The following is a 20051-nucleotide window of genomic DNA, read 5'->3' on the forward strand; positions in this document are numbered from 1 at the left end:
GTAACGAAAAATGCTACTACTGCTAGATACGCTGCATGATGCGAATAATGAGGAGAAAAGAATTTGTCAAACCAAGTGACACAGTGGCACAGCGACACGAGCATCGGCTCTATTCACGCCTCACGTCCAAACAAAAGGACGTGGGGTTTTTTGTGTTTCCAGACAAATGAAAGGAGCGAATCAAATTGAACGGAAATCTTCAACAGATCATTTCAGGACAGACTAAGATCCAGTCAGGTTTTCGCCAATACTTACTCGACGACGGGAAGGCAGAAAGAACAGTTCAATCCTATGTGATCATTGTATCCCACTTTATACTCTATGTTAGAGAGAACAAGGTCAGACCGCTGTCAGAACTAACAAGGCAAGATGTGCTAGTCTTTCGGAAAGCTAAAGTTTCCCTAAGAAACAGGCTCATCGGGTCAATGTTCCTAATAGTGAATTTATATTTGGATATTACTTTCTATACTTAATGTTTGCATAGTGGTATGATGATTCTAATTATTACAAGTGAGGGTTAGTACAATGAGAAAATCATTAGTTTATACATTGTGTATTTCATCAATCTTTTTTCTATTTATCGGAATTCCTAAAGTAGCGTACGCATTTCCATTAGACGCAAATGAGACAATCTTAAGTCAGAGAGCACTGCCTAATGGAGATGAACAAGTATTTACAAAAAAAGATAATCTGACCTACATAAAACAATTCAAGCTCTCAGATGGAAACTGGACCTTAGAAAACTCACAAGAGCTTACATTACATAAATCTGGACTAATCACACAGAACACAGCCAATAAAACAGACCCCAACTTGTCTAAAGCACTCGAAGTAAAATTAAAAGCCTCTGGAATCAATGTTGGTGCATTACCAAGTTCCGTAGACTATTCTTCCTCCCCTTATCTTCCACCTGTGGGAACCCAGACAGTAAACGATTGTGCTGCCTGGTCAGCAGGTTATTATTTGCGTACATATCAAGAAGCTAAGGATCTCGGATGGGATGTTAAATCTAACGGATTACCGATTAATGCCCATATATTTAGCCCAAGCTTCATCTATAATCAAATTAATGGCGGGCAAGATAATGGTTCTGCATTTGAAGACGTCGGCAATCTATTAGAAAATGAGGGCGCAGCATCCTTGGCAGATTTCTCCATTAATGAGGGAGATTATCTAACACAGCCAAGTGCTAGTGTCATTAAATTGGCGTATCCTCATCGCATTAAACAGTGGAGATATTTGTTCTCTTCAACTGATTCGTCGAGTTTCAAGGTTGAGCAGACGAAAGAGTATCTAAACACAGGAGATCTGCCGATCATCGGCGTAAATGCCGGCTATAACTATGAATATCCGGAATTCTACAATGGAAAAAGCTTTATCACCTATGACAGGAGCTATATAGGAGCTCACGGTTTAGCCGTTGTAGGTTATGACGACACCATTCAAACGCCTGACGGGCAGGGAGCCTTTAAAATCGTCAATTCCTGGGGAACTAACTGGGGAGACAATGGCTTTGCTTACATAACCTATCAGGAGTTTATGAAAAGTGCGATCGAGGGTTTTGTCTTTACCGATTTAGTTAATGGGCGAACCGTAGACACGATTGACTCAACTGCTATCAGTGCTAAGGCTCTATCCTCAACACAGGCTCAATACTCCTGGAATGCCCCCTTAAACGCTACGGGCTATAAGATCTTCGATGATTCTTTTAATCTTATTGGCAATGTCAATTCTACACAATATACAGAAACCTTTCCCCAGGCTAACGGCGTTTACACACGTTATCTTGAGGCTTATAATAGCTACTCTGCCGATGATCCGGTGAAGTTTACTGTCGATCTGACCAATGCGCCAACTGTCAATACATCCCCACTTAATGTTAAGATCCAAAACGTGGTTCAATTCAATGTCCAATTTATTGGCAGTGGTAACTATAGTTTATCGATATTTGATCAAAATGGTAATAATGTCGATACGATGTCTAATTTGCGGACGTCTGGCGGCATGACTTCTGTGGTGTGGCCTGGAACTGATGCTTCGGGTAATCCTGTCAATGATGGACAATACACGATGAAAGTCACTGCCAGCCAAAATGGACAAGATCAAACGATTTATTCTCAGGCATTTACGAAGAAAGCCGAATCATTGACCGCAACGGCTGAAGTCAATCGGGTCAATGGTGTAATCCAGAGTGTCGTAGTCCACTTAACCCCAGGGTCAAATGGGAGTGCAACTATTGATGTCAATAATAATGGAGTAAAAACGGTAATCGCGAACAATCAGGCGCTAACTGCTGGACAAACCATAGATTATACGATCCCGCAGAGTGTCTATAATTTCAATAATGTTGACTTGACAAAGGCGACAATTGAACTAAACGTTCAATAAAAACTCTCAGTATGAGCAGATTCTACAGAAAACATAAGAAAAAAACGAAATATCAAGGTTCTATGGGGTAAAAAATTTTCGGCTAAAGGTGTATAATTTGGGTAAAAGTAGTTTTAGGAGGAAATAATGAGCAAGAAATTATTTATAAGTCCGAAGAAAATCCTTACTATTTTCATCATTGGAACCACTGTAATGGTTACACTCCCCACTCCGGCCTTAGCTTCCACAGGAGATTTTTGGAAAGGATCAACTAAAATCGGTAGTATACAACAATTAATATTGACCCCTAGTAAATTTCTTGATCTAATCGTCAATATGAATAGCTATTTCTACGAAGTTAATGGTAAAATTTATAAGGCTAGTGAAGCCAATGATATTTTTATTAAGAATTCTAAGTCTTCAATAACTGATATTCAAAATATGATTGAATCTCAATTGTCAGGGACTCCTTTAAATTCTTTACAGGCTTTAGTGGGCACCTTTGATACTATAAGCGGAGTACCAAGTTGTCAGGTTACATTACCGGATAAAACTCAGACCGTTACAAGTCTCACAGTTGATGGGGTTACTCAAGCACAAGGAGCTGGGTATAGTGTATCTAATGGTGAGGTAGATATTACGAATGTTACCGCGAATAATGTAATTATAATTACGACTGCTGATGGTTCTACATACACAGTTTTGCAAATACAAATCAGCTAATTAACATTAGTTTTTATATGATGTTATTAATGGAAACATTAATCCGTTGATTTCCTCTTGTTAGGATATGGATACCTCAAGCAACTTGAATAAGCCGAACTTTGGAGTAATTATTATGAATATAAAGGTGTAGATCGTCAATTTGTTTTTACACAAAGAATCAATAAAGCGTCAGAATAAAATTCTTTTCATCTACTAAACCCGAAAATATTTCGCGTGAAAATTCATCAAAATTTGGTCGGGTCAATTTGGGTATNTTCCACGAACGCAGTCTTAACACATTCTTGACATTTTCAGCTAATTTGAAAATAGTCCCAGCCACAAAACCATTGGTACAGGCGACTTTCAAAATGTAAGTGCTTTCAAACTTACCACGGTCTCAACGTGGGGCGATGTTGCACATTTAAGTGAATAAATTGAACTCTAAATGAATTAAATTTACTAAACTTTATTGTTAGTTCATCTAATTCTACCGTCAAACGGGCATTTCAACAGTATATTTGCCATGCGGGCAAAATCCCTCTTCGTTCAGGAATTAGTATCTCCATCCACAATACAAAAATGAGGACATTTCCTCTAGTTCTTCTCGGCTGAATACTCATACTTTTTCAAAACGATCACTGCATTATGACCCCCGAAACCAAACGAATTTGATAGCCCTATCCTCATATTTTTTCTACGAGCAATATTAGGTACATAATCTAAATCACATTGCTCATCGGACTTTTCTTGGTTAATTGTGGGAGGTATAATTCCTTCTTGCAAACTTTTTGCCAGTGCAATTGCCTCTACTCCACCCGCAGCGCCTAACATATGCCCTGTCATAGACTTATTTGCTGTTATGGGAATCTTATAAGCCTGCATTCCGAAAGCCCTCTTGAGTGCAATTGTCTCGGATAAATCACCCGGCAATGTACTTGTAGCATGGGCACTTATTACATCCACTTGTTCACTTGAAATACCTGCATCTTTCATAGCCTTATTCATCGCAAGAAATGCTCCATTACCTTCAGGATGTGAAGCAACCATGTTGTATGCATCGGAACTTAGACCGTATCCGATGACCTCAGCATAAATCCGTGCATCTCTTGACTTGGCATGTGATAAAGACTCAAGTATTATGATCCCTGCACCTTCGGCCATGACAAATCCATCCCGATTAGCATCAAACGGGCGACTAGCTTTAATAGGTTCATTATTCCTTGAAGACAGTGCCTTTGCATTCGCAAAACTAGCTATTGCCAAATCAGTGATCGCTGCTTCGGCACCTCCGGCAAATATGACATCTGCTTCACCATACCTGATTAGTCTAAACGCTTCACCAATTGCGGTGTTTCCGATTGCACATGCGGAAACCGGTGACATTGTGGGCCCCATCGCACCCCATTTAATACTGATCTGTGCTGTAGCAGCATTTGAAATCATTGCAGGCACCAAGGTTGGACTTACTCTCCCTGGTCCTTTTTCTCGAAGAATATCCACATTGTCAAGCAAGGTGTTAATTCCACCGATTCCAGATCCTACATAAACGCCAAGACGTTCCAAGTTAATTTGTTTTATTTCCAGCTTTGAATCTAACCATGCTTGATCGGCTGCAGCCAAGGCAAATTGACAAAATCTATCCATATGCCTTGCATCCTTACGACCAAATATCTCTTCCGGGTTAAAATCACGAACAATACCAGCGATTTTTGTTTTCATATTGCTAACATCAAATAAATCATTAGTAGAAATTCCTGACTTACCTGCAATTAAACCTTGCCAAAATTCTCCCACATTGTTTCCCAACGGTGAAACGATTCCCATTCCTGTGATAACTACACGTTCCAATGTTGATCCCCCCTGATAAATAGGTTTTTCTATATTCTTACACGTTAGTTATCCTATTACAATTTATAGATTATCATAGTATAATTAACACTATGAATATACTTAGGGGGGACTCAATATTGAATGATAAATCAAGATTAGAAGCATTGTCTGCATTTCTAAAATCAAGGCGCGCCAAAATTCAAGCATGTTCCGTCGGATTACTAACTGGTACTCGGAGAAGAACGCCCGGCCTAAGGAGAGAAGAAGTTGCTCAATTGGCAGGAGTGAGCACCACTTGGTACACCTGGTTAGAACAAGGACGAGATATCAAAGTTTCTTCATCCGTGTTAGATTCTATTGCAAAAGCTTTACAACTAAATAGTGATGAACGTAAGTACCTGTATGACCTTGCTTTTGAATCGAATACAAAAGTTTATGAGCCTGGGGTCATGCAGTCTAAGATTCCTTCTTCTTTAGAAAGAATTATAGCTGAGCTTAAATATTGTCCAACATTTATCACAGACCGGCATTTTCAAATTGTCGGTTGGAATCCTTTAGCGGCCCTTGTTTTTCTGGATTTCGAACTAATTCCACCCGAGCAACGCAACATGATTCGTTTGGTATTTTCAAGGAAAGAATTAAGATCTTTAGCTGTCAATTGGCGACATTTTGTCAAAGGATTTATATCCATTTTTCGAGCTTACTATGGTCAGTATGTAAATGATGAGTGGTACAATCAATTTCTACAAGAAATGTCGGATCTTTACCCAGACTTTCTGTCTTTGTGGCAAGAAAGTCAAGTGAGTATGGCTCCGGAAGTAATCATTGAATTTAGACATGCAAAAGCGGGAAGAATGCTCTTCAATATGACTTCTCTTCAAGTACAAGGTGATATGGATTTACGATTCAATATATATACCCCAGTGGAGAATTCATTAACTGAAGTGAAACTGAAACAATTAATAGATAAACATAACAAATAATCACGCCATTTTTGCCTACTCATCTAATAGTATTTAGCCTACTTATTATTACCCCCTTTTTCCAGTTGATTCCATTATATAAACTGTCGTCGTTGCTGGGTATTTGAATAATGTTTTATTGGCCGCATGCCCTGTTTGTACTTCACGTAAATTCCTTTGTGTTCCTGAATTTCCTCTGCAAGTAGTTTTCAAAGACGAGTCCAACCGTAACATAAAATAAAATAGGCATACCTCTCTTTGAGCATATGCCTTAACTAAATATTTCAATGAAGTAACACCAACGTGGGTTGACTGTTTACAAGGTCTTAATATGTCTCGGCATAAACAAAAAGCCAGATCTTAAACATCCGGCTGAAAACTACTCATGGTTTATTTCACTCATAATAAACTATTGTACAAATCACTATATATTTGTTAAAAAAAACACCAAATCTGCTGCTTGCAATAGTCATGCCATTCTTATTTTTCCAGTTCCTCAGCTATCGTTCTTAAGTTTTCAATAATACCAATATGCTGAGGACAGACCCGCTCGCAGTTTCCGCAGGCAACACAATCCGAGGCTTTACCGTTAAACCTGGTTTCAAGCCCATAGCGGCTCTTCGCGCTGGCCAAATCATTATAAACCAACTTGCGGTTATATGTTGCAAATACATTGGGAATAAGTATACCCTGCGGACAGCCCTTTACACAGTATTGACAGGCCGTACAGGGAATACTGGGAATTTCACTGATCGCTTTCCGCGCCTTCTCAATTACAGCAAGCTCGTCTTGATCAAGCGGTTTAAACTTTTCCATAAAAGATACGTTGTCCCGCACCTGGTCTATTGTCGACATTCCACTCAGAACCGTGATGATATTATCCAAAGAGGCCGCATATCGTATAGCCCATGATGCCAGCGAAACACTTGGATTGGCGTCTTCAAATATTTTTCGGACGCTTGTAGCAGGGTTCGCCAAAAGGCCGCCCTTAACCGGTTCCATCACGACGATCGGCTTGTGATGCTTGAGGGCCACTTCATAGCATTTTCGAGCCTGAATGGTGGGGCTCTCCCAGTCATCGTAATTCAGCTGGAATTGGACAAACTCCATCTCAGGATGCTCGGTCAAAATTTTATCCAGCGCGTCCGCATTGTCATGGATTGAAAACCCGATATGCCGCACTAGGCCTTTTGCTTTAAGTTCATGGACATAATCCCACATCTCAAAATCATCAAAGCTTTGAGTGCGGCTGTCCCCCAGATTATGCAGCAAATAGAAATCGATATATCCCGCCCCAGTGCGCTTTAATGAAGTCCAGATCATATTCTCGGCTTCTTCTTTCGTTTTCACAATCCAAACGGGGCACTTTGTCGCAATTTGAAAGCTATCGCGTGGATAACGGTCAACGATTGCGGCCTTCATCGCCTCTTCAGACTTTCCGCCATTATAGGCCCAGGAGGAATCAAAATAGCTGAAACCTTTGGACATAAACAGATCGACCATTTCCTTTGTCTGCTCGATATCAATTTTTTCACCGAGCATCGGAAGCCGCATAAACCCAAAACCAAGTTTCGGGATGTTTTCACCTAAATATGACATACAATACCATCCTCCAGTACTTAACATCTCTGACTACAGATTTATACTTTTTACCAAACACATTATATTGGTAAGATTATTTTAAAACTTCGAGTATACTCTATGTCAACAACAAATTGATGATCAAAAGTGTAAAATGAAAGACAAAGGCATCAGAATTTCATTGTTCCTCTACCTTTGTCTTCTATCTACGAAGTGGCAGCTAGCACCAAATAAGTGGCGGCCTTAACGATTATCAGCCTTGAACCTCCCTTGACACACGCTGTACTGAGCTTCTTTCCTATTATGAAAATGTATTGTAGAATACGGTTTCTTCAATCGGTTTTCTATGGCAATGCATCTGTTCATTTGGAGCCGCATCCTCTGCCGGGTAACCTAGCGGCAACAGGGCAACCGGGACATAATGTTCCGGTAGTGAAAATTCTTCTCTGACAGTGGCTGGATTAAAATGTGCAACCCAAGTACTCCCCAGCCCAAGTTCGACTATTTGCAGCATCAGATGTGTTGCGACAATACTAGCGTCGGCTTCCCCAGTATTATAGTTGTCATAGTTGCGTTTAGCGGAGGCAGTCTCATCATAACAGACAAGCAACGCCATGGGAGCATTAAAGTGGCAAGGTGTGCATCTCTTTAATTTTTCCAATGCCTCGCTGCTTTCGATGACAAGGATACGCTGCGGCTGAAAATTTGCGGCAGTCGGTGCAAGCTGGCCTGCTCTGAGTACAAGATCAACCTTTTCTTTTTCCACCGGTCTTGAACTGAATTTGCGAAGGGAAAATCGATCTTCTGCAAGTTTTACAAAGTTCATTTTAATCTCTCCAGCTTTCTCAATTCAAATTCATTTCATTATTCGGGCCAATTTCATCAAATTCGAGGAAATATATCTTCTAATTAAGTTTTGCTAACTTGAATTTATAGGCTTGCCTACTAGGCTGTTCATTGGCGATTTTTCAAAATCGATCCTAATATTTTGCCAATTCTTTCGGCATGATATTTTTCTGTTGCGTGTTCTTGGAAATCCTGAGGAATCTGTTCAGGTTCTATCTTATCGAGAAAACCATGTTTTCTAACAACATAACCAACTCCACATTCATGACCGTAACCACAGGTATAACATTGGGAATATCCATGTCCCTCCATAGAGTCGACTATGGCCATTTTATTTCTTAACATAAAATCTTCTATTTCCGGCCTTACAAAATCATTGTTTTCGTATTCCACACTAACAATGACTCCCAGCTTACCTGCCAAACTAAAAACTTCTCTATGCCTGAAACTAAAGGTCCTCTCCCAACATGCATGTCCTAATGCGTTCATCCTTCCAAAATAATTGGGCGCTCCGAAAACAATTGCATCTGCTTCAAGCATCTTTTCTCCTATAGCATTCCAATCATCCTGCACTTTACATTTGTTATCAGAAGCACAGAGCGTACAGCCAATACAACCATTGATTCGTTTTCCTGCAAGCGAAATATACTCGTTTTCTGGCCCTGCGGCTTCTAAAATCGCTTTTACAATCTTACTTGTCACACCGTCTTTTCTACCGCTTGCACTAATTCCTAAAATCATATAGTACCCCTTTCTAAATTGCCAAGAGCAACTATGTTAAAGGCCTATAAAAATATCTATGATTCAGAGACTAGTTTACCTGCTTTAGCCAGATCGGTTTTCTGAATGTCGTTAAATATTACGGACACAGCCTCTGGCTGACAGTTTGTAATCTTAACGAAAGCTTCTGTGATAGCTTTAGCAAGTGCTGCTTTTTGTTCAACCGTTCTTCCCACCAGCATCTGAACATTAACGAAGGGCATACTTTTCACTTCCTCTTCTCGTTTACTTATTCTTCCAACAAAATATTTGTTCTCACCCGCTGTGAACATTTCTTTCGCGTTAAAATTTAATCATTTAGAACTTCAAAATATAGATCTCTAGTTTTATAAAATTTGATGATAACTGAACTTCTTCTTGATCCTCAAATAAGAAAAACTTCCATGCTCATCATGTTTTATAGAGAATCCTTTTTTCTATACTCGTCACGCATGCAATATACGATCACTGGTTTAGCACGGTGAAACTGAACGCATTCGTAACATTTTCCATGCCTTTCGCAGTTGGTCTTTGGGCAAGGACAATTCGTCGCTTCCTGGGAGCTTTTTATCATGATAATTCCTCTTTCTTTTAACAACTGTTATTTTCTCAAAAATCGTAATTCACGTTCATTTACGACCTTGTTCCTATGATGGGAATTCCTATACGCCCGTCAGCAAGTCAGCCATCGCAGTGAAATTTGGTCTGACAACGACACTGACAGTAAGTCGCTTGGAAATTGTTTATTTCAGTATTCCCATGACTCTTACCCGAAGTATCATGATAGTTGAAATAAGCTCACTTATCCAAATAATTCTCTCCATAAATTTCTTCTTCGGAAAACGGGCTTTTTAAAAAGTAATCAGTTTAGCGTCCCGTTTCAATATGTTAGTAAGCGGTTGCCCCATATATTTTACTTCAATACCCAGTTTCTCTAAAGTATTGGTAATCCCGTAACTGTCTGTACAAGCCTTGCATGCAACCACTTCTACACCAGCTTCGATCATCATGGCCAAATAAGCCTGAAGTTCTTGGTCTTCAGATAAAAGTTTGCTTGAAGGACCCCAAACTATCAGACAGACATCTTCCCACCATCCTTTAGTTTTTGCATTAAATGTATACATAAATACCATTTTCAATGCAACTTCACGGTCCGCACTGGTCCAAAGCACAACCAGCTCGTTTGCTTCCTGTGGATTTACTGTTAAATTTTCCACGATAGATTACTCCTTTCTTTCTTGGCAATCACGGATTTTCCATAGATACTAATTAACTCGACAGATGGCAATATCCTTCATGCAGCAGAGTGATCTTGTACAAAAGAATTAACCAAATACCTAACCAAATCAGTCACATCAATTAGAACTTTGATATCTTGCTGACTTTTCATCATAAGAATTCCGCCTTCGAGCATAGCTACAATTCCATGTGCCAACTTGTCAAGCTCTTCGGACTTTGGTTGAGACGACTCTTTAATCATTCCTGCCAGCACCGGTTTCAATTTATCCACCCAAGTATCAAAAACTGCTTTTATTTTTAGCCGGAACTTTTCATCATGTTCACTCATTTCAATAGCAAGGTTTCCAAACACACATCCGCATTTAGCCTGGTTAGATATATGATTCTGAACCACCCATTCCACCATCTCATCGAACTTAATTTTCGGATCTTTTTCAGAGCCTAGGATTTCTCCCAACAGGCGCCGATTCCAATTATCAAAAAAATAATCAATAACTGCCAGACCAAACTCGTGTTTCGAGGAAAAATAGTGGTAAAACTGACCTTTACCAATCTGGGCTGCCTCTAGAATATCGCTGAGTTTAGTGTTTTCATACCCTTTTGAGTGCATCAGAGCTGCCGTTGCTTCAACAATCTCTTGACGTTTGTCTATCAAGTTCATCGCCTCCTGTACCTACCGGTTGGTACAAATTTATGATACAATATCACTAGTGCTGTGTCAAGATTTCGTCAAAATCTTATTTCCAAAATCATTGGCAAAATCAAAAATGAACTATTCTTCCAGGTTCCGTTCCCCATACTCCTCATTTTCTTTCTGATTGGTCAACTCCGCAAACTCAAAGAGCTCTCGGCACTTTTCACGCAGTTTTTTCTTGTAACGTTTGGTTGAGTTTCCCCAGACCCAGCTGTACTTATTGGCATTGGCTTCGATTTTCGTTCCGTCTAAAAAGTAATTTTCCAGCTTGATGTAGCCCTGTTTATGTAGGAGTTCAACAACTTCACTAAAAATCTCAACCAGCACATCTTTCATGCGTTCTCCCCGGAAGGTGTTGATGGTTTTAAAATCCGGGCTATTTCCTCCGCACAACCACATATACATGATGTTTTCGCGAGCTGCCTTTTCTATGCGGCGGCTGGAAAAAATCTTGTCGGTGTAAGCATAGGTGAGCAGTTTGGTCATCATGACGGGATGATAACTCGAACGTCCACCTTCGGGATATTTCGCCAAAAGAGGTTCAAGATTCATTTGATCGATAGCAGAGTTAACCACTCTGACCATATGACTGGGAGGAATTAGACATTCCAGATCCATCGGTAAACTCAGTTGATTCTGATTGTACTCTTTAAAAACAACTTGGTTATGTACTTTTTTTCCCGGTTTTGACAAGGAGAAAACACCTGCCCCATTCGTTCTTTCCTTGTCTTAATTATACCATTTTTCTCCCTAATACGCCGAAAAACCGCCGAAATCTAATGATTTCTAGCGGTTTCTCTCGGCTGTGTTTTCACACATCCCCTTTATAAAAATATATACACATCCCCTAAAACGTTCAATGAAGAAACGCCAACGTGCCTGGAGTTGCCAATATGTCGGGTTTGAGAAGAGTGCTAATCCCGTTGCTGAACTTATTATTAACACGAGACCTCTTTCTTCTTATGAGAAAAGCATCCGTAATTAGTCTGAATGCACCTTTTGACTTCTTATATTAAATTTCGATATTCTCTTCTAGCATCCACGATGGCATATATAATAACTAACTCAGTATCTTCGTTTATCTTATAAAACACAAGATGCCTATCAACAATTATTACCCTATACCCTTGCTTTTTTAAAGTCGAATATCTAGGAATACTTCCCGACTCTGGAAACTCCTGAAGACGATTGATTGCGGTTTCAATCTTATCCAAATAGCTTAGTGCAATCAACATCACCTGAATCATCTGCAATATAAAAAATGATTTCACGAAGCTGTTCCTCTGCTTTATCCGTTCGTAAGATTTTATACTTCATTCATTCTTCCTTTCCAGTAAAGAAGCACGAAGATCCTTAAACGAATCCTGAATTGGTGCTACCCTTCCACGTTTCACATCATCTTCCGCTTCCGCAAGTGTTCTGAGTAGTTCCAGTTCAGATTTCATCTGATAGTAATCTTGCAATCCAAGAACTGAATGTATCTCCTCGTCCATTTACAGTAATAATTACTGCATCCCTTGATTCTCTGCACTGCCTAGAAATTTCACTATAATGATTCCTTAAATCTGCTGAAGGTCTGATTGTTGCTTTCATGGTATCACCGCTTTTTAATATTTTATATAGTCATATTATATCTTGAAATGACTATCAATTCAATCAATTAATCACGCTCGTATATTGATAATATCCTTATTCAAATCAATCTTGTTCATTTTCATGCAGTACGACAGTCTCTGTATGCTGCATTCATGGAAACATATTTTCGATGAAAACTTACAATGAAGTAACGTCAACGTGCCTCGGGTGCTTGATTTGTCGGTTTAGCAAACACATAAATATAATCACCTGATGAGATTACTCTTTACCTTTTCTGAATCTAGAAAAAGATCATACCGCGATCACCCCAGTAACTCAATGATAAGGCATAAAATGGTTAGCACCTTTAGCAGCTATAAGGAAATACCCCGGAGAATTTTGCGCTCCGAGGTCTTAGATAATTGTGTTTATACGACCACTTACAATTCGCTTGACCTTTCCAGCCTATGGACCTCATCCAAAGGGATATTCCAGGATTTACAGGCCTCAACATCGACGATTTCCTTTATTGGGCTGCTCTCATAAAACAATACATATTCATCTTGCGGCCAGTCTTCCGCCAAATAGGAAAGTCCCTCATGTTGTTCTATGAATTCCGTTGTAAAGTATTCATCCATAAGCATTTTCTGCATGAGGAGATACTCATAAAAGGAAGCGTGCTGTGCCGTACTATGAAAAAGTATATTCCCTGAACGATTGAGTAATACGGCAGCTATGACGCCAATGGCAGCAACTCCACCGACCAATACCACTTTCGGTCCCATAATCATTTTCGCCAAACCTCCATATATTGGTTCTTTTTGGTATATTATTCTTTGAAGAGTGGAACGGGCACCCCCCGCCTGCACCTCAGAATAAATATCCCAGAGCGAAGTGGAAACTTCCGTCTCCGAAAGAGATATGTACAATGCTACTTTATAAGTTGCTCGATCTATTTTGCCTATCAACCAACCTTTTTAGGCTTTAGCCTTAGCCAAACGATCTTCCCAATAAATAGATACACCCCCCCACACCAAAATTAGCCTTCTTATCAATTTAAAAGATCCTCCATCATTGACGGCGGATCTTAAGAGGAAAAATGGCTGGTTTAGGTCACAATATATTTTATTCCAAATAGCACAAAATGTTACATTTGATGCCTTTGTCTTAAATCGCCATATACACTTCACGGTATTCTATATAATGGAATATTATATATTAATATGAGAGGAGACTTGAGATAGAATGCCTCCGGAAAATAATTTAATTTTGAAGCAATATCTCGGAAGATTTAGCCCATATATTAGAGAGGTTATATTGTAGATCGTCAATTTGTTTTTACACAAAGAATCAATAAAGCGTCAGAATAAAATTCTTTTCATCTACTAAACCCGAAAATATTTCGCGTGAAAATTCATCAAAATTTGGTCGGGTCAATTTGGGTATGTTGGTGACGTTTCACACTCTGAATCGCCATCGGTTTACATAACACCGTTCTCGTTGATTAACTTAGTTCCTACCTCACGAGTTCAAGAAATTGAAGTAACGTGAGGTATTTTATTAACCATCTCTAACTCTAACTGGAAATTAGTTCGAAGGTCAAATAAGATGCGCGCAGGATAACGCATACCCCATGAGGTCGTAGTGCCTGTGGGCAGTGTGGGCAAGTCAACCCTAAAGAATTACTTTCAATCAGACTTGTCCAAGACCTGGGGGAAAGCTCTTTTTAAGACAGACCTAAAAATGCTTTTCCCCAGGTTGGCACTGTCCACAGGCTCAGGATGAGAACTACTTGATTAATCTGAAGCGACATATTTATCTATTGACCTGTCCGAAAATTCTAATATCATAATATAAAGAGAAGAGAAAGAGTCCGTTTTGCTTGGCCGCTTAACACTCTTTCTCTTCCCAATATGCATATGAAAGCACATATACGAGATTATGATAAGATTATTCAATATATTTTGCAAGCTAAATTTTAAAACTTTATCAGCAAATCATCTCTTTCTTTGGGCCATGAAGGACTTTTCGGAGGAAAAGATTCCTTTATTAAAGCTAGCCTGCCCTAATTGCGGTGCCAAACACCCTGTTTGGGCCTATCATGACTCCTACAAGCGTTATCTGATTTCCTATGAAAACCAATCTATCACAACAGACATCCTAGACATCACCAGAATCATCTGCTCATCCTGTAAGAGTACGCACGCAATTCTTCCGGAAATCATCATCCCCTTCAGTTCATACAGCCTTCTCTTTATTTTGTCTGTGTTGAACGATTATTTCCGGTCAAGTGAAACCGTCGCCTCCTTGTGCATGAAGTATCAAATTAGTGTTTCAACATTGTACGAATGGAAGCGGCTCTTCCTGATCCATAAAAAACTTTGGCTTGGAATCCTTGAGGATATTTATCAGGAATCCATTGAATTTTTATCGTCCATGCCGGATATTAATACCTCCGAGCAATTACATACGTTTTTCTCCAACGTCCATAGTTCCTTTCTTCAGGGCAGGACCCAAACGGCTCATTTTAATTCTGGATGAATTTTACATTTTATCCCTTTTGTTTCTCCACATAATCCAGTAATAGACCTTCAAATTTAGTCATACTATGATGCTTTTGGAGGTGTATTACGTTTGAAAAACAAATTTAGCGACAAAACCGCCATTGAAATGGCCTATTTCCGGTTCTCCCTGATTGCTCCGGTGATCCAGGGCACGTTTACCGAACCTACAAAAACTGCCTACTATCGAAGGGTCACTGGAAATCCATTGGTTCTGCCGAATGGAAAAACGATGATGTATCATCCCAAAACACTGGAAAAGTGGGAAGAATATTACCGCAAAAAAGGCATGGACGGTTTAATGCCAAGAGAACGCTGTGATTCAGGAAAGACAAGGGTTTTAAACGAGGTGGTCATCGCTGAAATTTATCGATTGAAAGATAAATTTCCCCGCATCAATGCCACTCTTATTTACACCAAGCTGGTAGAGGACGGCTTCATTAATCAGCACCAGGTTTCCCTGTCAAGCGTTCAACGCTTTATCAAGCATAATGCCTTGAAATCCGCTGTTAATCCCAATCAGAAAGATCGTAAGGCCTTTGAAGAAGAATATCCCTGCGGCATGTTTCAGGCGGATACTTCCTACACCTGCTATATCAAGGAAAATGGCAAGCTGCGGCGTACCTATTTAATTCAGATCATCGATGATCATAGCCGCCTGATTGTAGGCTCTCGTTTCTTTTACAATGAAAATGCCTATAATTTTCAACGGGTGCTTAAGGAAGCCATTTCCCGCTATGGCCTCTGCAAAAAACTTTATTTGGACAATGGATCCCCTTATGTCAATGAACAACTGACGTTGATTTGCGGTTCCCTTGGCATTGTCAAGCTGCATACGCCCGTAAGGGATGGAGCAAGCAAGGCCAAGATCGAACGGAGCTTCAAAACCCTGAAGGAATCCTGGCTCTATGGCTTTGACCCTGCCACGGTGTCATCCCTTGATGAACTCAACCGTCTCCTTGCAGACAAGGTACGCGCAAGGAACACCTCGGTTCATAGGATGATCGGCGAAACCCCCATAGAACGCTATCAACGGGGTATCGACCACGTTAGGATTCCCAAAAGCAAGGAATGGCTTGATGAATGCTTTATGAACCGGGTTACAAGGAAGGTAAACCTGGATTCTACCCTATCCATTGATAAGATTTATTATGACGCACCTATGCAGTTTATCCGTTCCAAGGTTGAAATCCGATACCTTCCTGACCGCATGCAGGAGGCGTATATTCTCTTCGAAGGCAAGAACTATCCAATTTGTCAGACCAATCGGGTTGAAAACGGCCGCACTAAGCGCAATAACCAGCATGCCATTGATTATTCTAAGATGAGAGGAACGGATGATGTTTAAATCCTTTTACGGTATGACCTTGAATCCGTTTGACAAATCCTTGCCGGAAAACCATGCGTTTCAATCGAAAGACCATGAACAGATGCTCTCCCGTCTGAATTACCTTAAAAGTTCACGCGGTATAGGGCTTTTTACCGCGCTGCCTGGTATGGGGAAAACCTTTGCTCTGCGCTGTTTTGCCCAAAGTTTAAATCCGAATCTCTATCAGCTCTCCTACATTTGCCTTTCAACCGTCAGCGTCACAGAATTCTATCATCAATTCTGCCATGAACTTGGGCTTGATCACGGACCCAAGAAAGCCGTCATGTTTCGGAACATCCAAGAACGACTCCTGTACCTGTTGAAGGAAAAACGAAAAACCTTCCTGTTGGCGATCGATGAAAGCCAATATCTGAATCTTCACGTGCTCAGGGACATTAAAATGCTGATGAACACCCATTTTGACAGTCTGGACTGCTTTTCGCTCATTCTGATCGGTCAGCCTTATCTCAGCTCCATTCTTGAAAAACCGGTACACGAAGCGCTTAAGCAACGAATTGTCATTCACTACAACTACGAAGGACTTTCTCTTGATGAAACGAAACATTATATTTATTCAAGAATTGAACTCGCCGGAGCTGCACGCAGCATCCTTGAAGAAGCTGCCGTTCATGCGGTAGCAAACTTCTGTCAGGGAACACCCCGTATTATCAACAGCATTATGACCAACGCACTGATTCTTGGTGCTCAACTCAAAAAGAACACGATAGATACCGAGGTTATATTATCGGCCTGCAATAGCCTTTCTTTAAGCTAGCCGCCTTACAAATCAAAGGCATAAAACAGATTCCAATCCGGTACAAAAGGAGTACAAATACATGGAATTCATCAGAAACCCTATTACGGTAAAATTACTGGCAGTCCAGATGATTAAGGCCTGTGATGGCTATATCGAATTGCAAATTTCGGAAAAGCAACTCAAGGATCTTATGACGCATTATGCCTCTCAACATGGAAAGAAACTGTTTTCCCACAGTGGACTAAATCCTACGGTTGAAAATCGAATCGGTAAAAAGAGGTCCGCGCTGGTTAACATCATGCTTTCCGGTTTTCAAACCAAACTATGGGGTTAGGTGAAAGCATGAATACTTTTATTTGCAAGTACAAGAAAAAATCCTGGCCCGGTCTAATATCTATGTTTAAAGACGATGGTACTCATTATGAATTTATGGTTCAAAGCCGTTCAAGCATCATGGTTGTGTTTGGCAAAACATCAAGAGGCTATTTTGCCTGCATGCCGGATTTTGATGTCGGCTGTCATTTGGCGAATTTGAATGATATTTTTTGGAATACAGAAAGGCTGACTGCTGTTCTCGGCGTAGTTGATGGCGTTACTGTCGCAGCTGCTTTGCAGCATTTGTACAAAGAATTGGGTTATCCGGAGTTTTGATTCTGCAGGTCATTGACCTGTTTTTTTTTGACGTTTTCGCGATAGGATTGTGCTTTCAGAATTCTAATTTGCTGTTTTTGCTGGTTTTAGGAGAATTCTAATTTGCTGTTTAACCCGCCTTCAAAGTGCTGAACTACAGTTATATGTAAAGACCCAAATTTCTTCCAAAGGTATTATTCACTATTACTAAATCAAGGACGGAAATGGTTCGCTAGCAAATTGAACCCATTTAGGCTTTGTCCCGATACTATAATTTTTTGGTTTTTTGTTCGTCCATACAGTGCCATTGGACTAGCAATACGTGATCTCCAGAAAGTGCAAATTTTTTGGCGCCAGCAAATGGAGCCCAATGAGACTATATACTTGGAATTTATGATGATTGAACTAAAACCGCCTTATTCTATGACCCTATTGGCTACTTATGCATCCCTTGCTTTAGTAATTATTGACGCAGCTAACAGGGTTTTTGAAGTATTTGCAGGTCAAAACAATCAAAAACAAATGATTACGGATATAGACTCAAGCAATCTTTCGTTAGAACCGACTGAATTAAAAGAGATAATTAAACAGGAAGTAGTAAAAGAGCATAGTTATTCTCGAAGCAGCCGTCTTGAACCATTTAGCCTTACTCCAAGAATGTCTATTTACTATCCCGTCTATGATCATCATACATCTGTAGGTTTTCTTACTATTGACTTTCGTCACGTCGAGTTGAGTGTTAAACAATCCCTATCGCCTACTGGATGCTTCGAAAGGATCGTCTCCGAACATAGTACTTCTTACCCCTGCGATTTTTGGAGGACTCGGAACATTTATGGTTAGCTTTCTTTAAGTTGGCGGAAACCAAGTGAACATCACATTAATATACTTTATGAGAAACTATCCGGTCAATACTTGGTAACGTATCCTAGAGGTTTTTATAAAGTAGAGTTATTTCTTAATGTTCTATCAATCATTGCCCTTTCTGGCTGCACAGCTTATATTTCCGAAGAAATAAAAGAAGCTAGAGGAATAAGGAGACATCAATCCCTAAGGATGGACGCGGTAATGCTGCATTGTATTCTAATTCTTGCTAATTACGCTTGTCTATAATTAGTACAATATATTAACCTTTACCAATCAACAAAATCGCAATATATTTCCTGCTAATAGTGCCTGCACCTAGGGAGTATCTATGAATACATAAAGCAATAAAACTGTCAGCTGTATAACTGACAGTCGAAGTGTTTAGAAGATAACACCCAATGCTATCAAGATAAGGATGGCAATTGAGATTATTCCAGTGCCTATTCCATAGGTGGTGTTAGCATAATATCCAGCCCCGCAACCCGCTACAACTCGTGAGGGAGAGAATCTCCCTGGAGTAGAAGCTGCGCCAATTAGCCATGCTCCGTAACCGCCGTAGCCACCCAGCCACCGTATCCGTACATTTTCTATCCCCATTTATTTCAAATACAGTTTTCGTTAAAAACCAATATCCATGGCAATAAAATCACATTGACGAAAATTTCACCACTACATTTATTTTAGCCATTGGTATCTGTCCCTAAAGCATTAGAAGATGACTCCATCTGAATCTAAGTTGAACTTAACCAGAGGCTTAGTGGCGATTAGCCATCGGATAAAAAATTAGGGGGTTTTAACCCCCCCTAATACTTTTGAAATTGTTAGAAGATCACGCCAAGAGCAATAAGGATGAGAATGGCAATAGCAATGATTCCTGCTCCAATGCAGCCACCGCCGCAGCCACCGCCATAACCACCTCCGAAGCCACCGCCCCAGCCACCATATCCGTACATCAAATCTCCTCCTTTCAAAAAACTTCAGGTCTTAAGTGTTCGTTAAAAAACGATTCCCATTGCGATCAATAGAAGAATGATGACGACAACAATACCGATTCCGGCTCCCCAGCCAAAGCCTCCACCGCATTCTCCGCCGCCTGCTCCAAAAGCCATATCTCTTCCTCCTCCTGTTATATTTTGGTAATCACAATATACTATATGTCCGACGTTCAGTACTTGCTCATCGATTACCAGAAAATATTATAATAAATAACAGAACATCAGTTCTTCTTTAAATAGAATTCCCGCACCACCGTAGTGTTGCGGGAATACAAAGAGCATTTGCTTAGGTTATTAGAAGACACTACCCATCG

The 20051-nt window shown here is 40.1% G+C and carries 21 protein-coding genes; 9 read left to right on the plus strand and 12 right to left on the minus strand.

Annotated features, from left to right (window positions below; translation table 11 throughout):
- Positions 1-525 precede the first annotated feature (525 nt).
- Together B5771_RS18700 and B5771_RS18705 are read left to right on the plus strand one after the other, a co-directional pair.
- Complete coding sequence (locus B5771_RS18700) at positions 526-2388, plus strand: FlgD immunoglobulin-like domain containing protein (RefSeq protein ID WP_088188879.1); 1863 nt, start codon at positions 526-528, stop codon at positions 2386-2388.
- Positions 2389-2514: 126 nt separating this feature from the next.
- A complete protein-coding gene (locus tag B5771_RS18705) occupies positions 2515-3090 on the plus strand; it encodes a hypothetical protein (protein ID WP_088188880.1) in 576 nt (191 codons plus the stop codon).
- A gap of 576 nt (positions 3091-3666) precedes the next feature.
- Here the strand turns inward: B5771_RS18705 and fabF are convergent.
- Complete coding sequence (gene fabF / locus B5771_RS18710) at positions 3667-4920, minus strand: beta-ketoacyl-ACP synthase II (protein WP_088188881.1); 1254 nt, start codon at positions 4918-4920, stop codon at positions 3667-3669.
- Between the two features lie 119 nt (positions 4921-5039).
- Between fabF and B5771_RS18715 the strand changes: the two genes are divergently transcribed.
- A complete protein-coding gene (locus B5771_RS18715; RefSeq protein WP_088188882.1) occupies positions 5040-5885 on the plus strand; it encodes a helix-turn-helix transcriptional regulator in 846 nt (281 codons plus the stop codon).
- A gap of 459 nt (positions 5886-6344) precedes the next feature.
- Here the strand turns inward: B5771_RS18715 and B5771_RS18720 are convergent, their stop codons facing one another.
- The 10 genes from B5771_RS18720 to B5771_RS18765 all read right to left on the minus strand — a co-directional run bounded on the left by B5771_RS18720 (position 6345) and on the right by B5771_RS18765 (position 13349).
- Positions 6345-7463 (minus strand): aldo/keto reductase, encoded by a 1119-nt coding sequence (locus B5771_RS18720; RefSeq protein WP_088188883.1) that lies wholly within the window; start codon positions 7461-7463, stop codon positions 6345-6347.
- A gap of 283 nt (positions 7464-7746) precedes the next feature.
- Positions 7747-8271, minus strand: a complete 525-nt coding sequence (locus tag B5771_RS18725) for a nitroreductase family protein (RefSeq protein WP_088188884.1) — start codon at positions 8269-8271, stop codon at positions 7747-7749.
- 128 nt (positions 8272-8399) lie between these two features.
- A complete protein-coding gene (locus B5771_RS18730) occupies positions 8400-9032 on the minus strand; it encodes a flavodoxin family protein (RefSeq protein ID WP_088188885.1) in 633 nt (210 codons plus the stop codon).
- Between the two features lie 56 nt (positions 9033-9088).
- Complete coding sequence (locus B5771_RS18735; RefSeq protein ID WP_088188886.1) at positions 9089-9274, minus strand: 2-hydroxymuconate tautomerase; 186 nt, start codon at positions 9272-9274, stop codon at positions 9089-9091.
- A 627-nt stretch (positions 9275-9901) separates the two neighbouring features.
- The gene (locus B5771_RS18740; protein ID WP_242966887.1) at positions 9902-10267 is read right to left on the minus strand and encodes a DsrE family protein; all 366 of its coding nucleotides are present in this window, start codon (positions 10265-10267) and stop codon (positions 9902-9904) included.
- A 77-nt stretch (positions 10268-10344) separates the two neighbouring features.
- Entirely contained in the window at positions 10345-10944 is a 600-nt protein-coding gene (locus tag B5771_RS18745) for a TetR/AcrR family transcriptional regulator (RefSeq protein WP_088188887.1), read from the minus strand.
- Between the two features lie 117 nt (positions 10945-11061).
- Positions 11062-11676 (minus strand): transposase, encoded by a 615-nt coding sequence (locus B5771_RS18750; protein ID WP_242966888.1) that lies wholly within the window; start codon positions 11674-11676, stop codon positions 11062-11064.
- 314 nt (positions 11677-11990) lie between these two features.
- Entirely contained in the window at positions 11991-12254 is a 264-nt protein-coding gene (locus tag B5771_RS18755; RefSeq protein ID WP_242966889.1) for a type II toxin-antitoxin system RelE/ParE family toxin, read from the minus strand.
- Between the two features lie 42 nt (positions 12255-12296).
- The gene (locus B5771_RS25230; RefSeq protein ID WP_348982962.1) at positions 12297-12428 is read right to left on the minus strand and encodes a hypothetical protein; all 132 of its coding nucleotides are present in this window, start codon (positions 12426-12428) and stop codon (positions 12297-12299) included.
- 570 nt (positions 12429-12998) lie between these two features.
- Positions 12999-13349 carry a hypothetical protein gene (locus B5771_RS18765; protein ID WP_172408310.1) on the minus strand — a complete coding sequence of 117 codons (351 nt, stop codon included), beginning with the start codon at positions 13347-13349 and terminating at the stop codon, positions 12999-13001.
- 1150 nt (positions 13350-14499) lie between these two features.
- On the opposite strand from B5771_RS18765, the gene B5771_RS18770 reads away from it, so the two are divergent.
- The 6 genes from B5771_RS18770 to B5771_RS18795 all read left to right on the plus strand — a co-directional run bounded on the left by B5771_RS18770 (position 14500) and on the right by B5771_RS18795 (position 18718).
- On the plus strand, positions 14500-15099 hold the full coding sequence (locus B5771_RS18770) for a DUF6431 domain-containing protein (RefSeq protein WP_088188889.1): 600 nt from the start codon (positions 14500-14502) through the stop codon (positions 15097-15099).
- A 93-nt stretch (positions 15100-15192) separates the two neighbouring features.
- Positions 15193-16467, plus strand: a complete 1275-nt coding sequence (locus B5771_RS18775; protein ID WP_242966890.1) for a DDE-type integrase/transposase/recombinase — start codon at positions 15193-15195, stop codon at positions 16465-16467.
- Positions 16460-17263: an AAA family ATPase gene (locus tag B5771_RS18780; RefSeq protein WP_088188890.1), complete on the plus strand. Its 804-nt coding sequence runs from the start codon at positions 16460-16462 to the stop codon at positions 17261-17263. Before B5771_RS18775 ends, B5771_RS18780 begins: the two co-directional genes overlap by 8 nt.
- 61 nt (positions 17264-17324) lie before the next feature.
- A complete protein-coding gene (locus B5771_RS18785) occupies positions 17325-17579 on the plus strand; it encodes a TIGR04540 family protein (RefSeq protein ID WP_088188891.1) in 255 nt (84 codons plus the stop codon).
- A gap of 8 nt (positions 17580-17587) precedes the next feature.
- The gene (locus tag B5771_RS18790) at positions 17588-17896 is read left to right on the plus strand and encodes a DUF6618 family protein (protein WP_088188892.1); all 309 of its coding nucleotides are present in this window, start codon (positions 17588-17590) and stop codon (positions 17894-17896) included.
- A gap of 363 nt (positions 17897-18259) precedes the next feature.
- Positions 18260-18718 carry a hypothetical protein gene (locus B5771_RS18795; protein ID WP_242966891.1) on the plus strand — a complete coding sequence of 153 codons (459 nt, stop codon included), beginning with the start codon at positions 18260-18262 and terminating at the stop codon, positions 18716-18718.
- 845 nt (positions 18719-19563) lie between these two features.
- Here B5771_RS18795 and B5771_RS25110 read toward each other — a convergent pair.
- Positions 19564-19695: a hypothetical protein gene (locus tag B5771_RS25110; RefSeq protein ID WP_282433358.1), complete on the minus strand. Its 132-nt coding sequence runs from the start codon at positions 19693-19695 to the stop codon at positions 19564-19566.
- Positions 19696-20051 lie beyond the last annotated feature (356 nt).

Origin of the sequence: Desulfosporosinus sp. FKA, from assembly GCF_002196785.1 — a bacterium.
Lineage (GTDB): Bacteria > Bacillota > Desulfitobacteriia > Desulfitobacteriales > Desulfitobacteriaceae > Desulfosporosinus > Desulfosporosinus acididurans.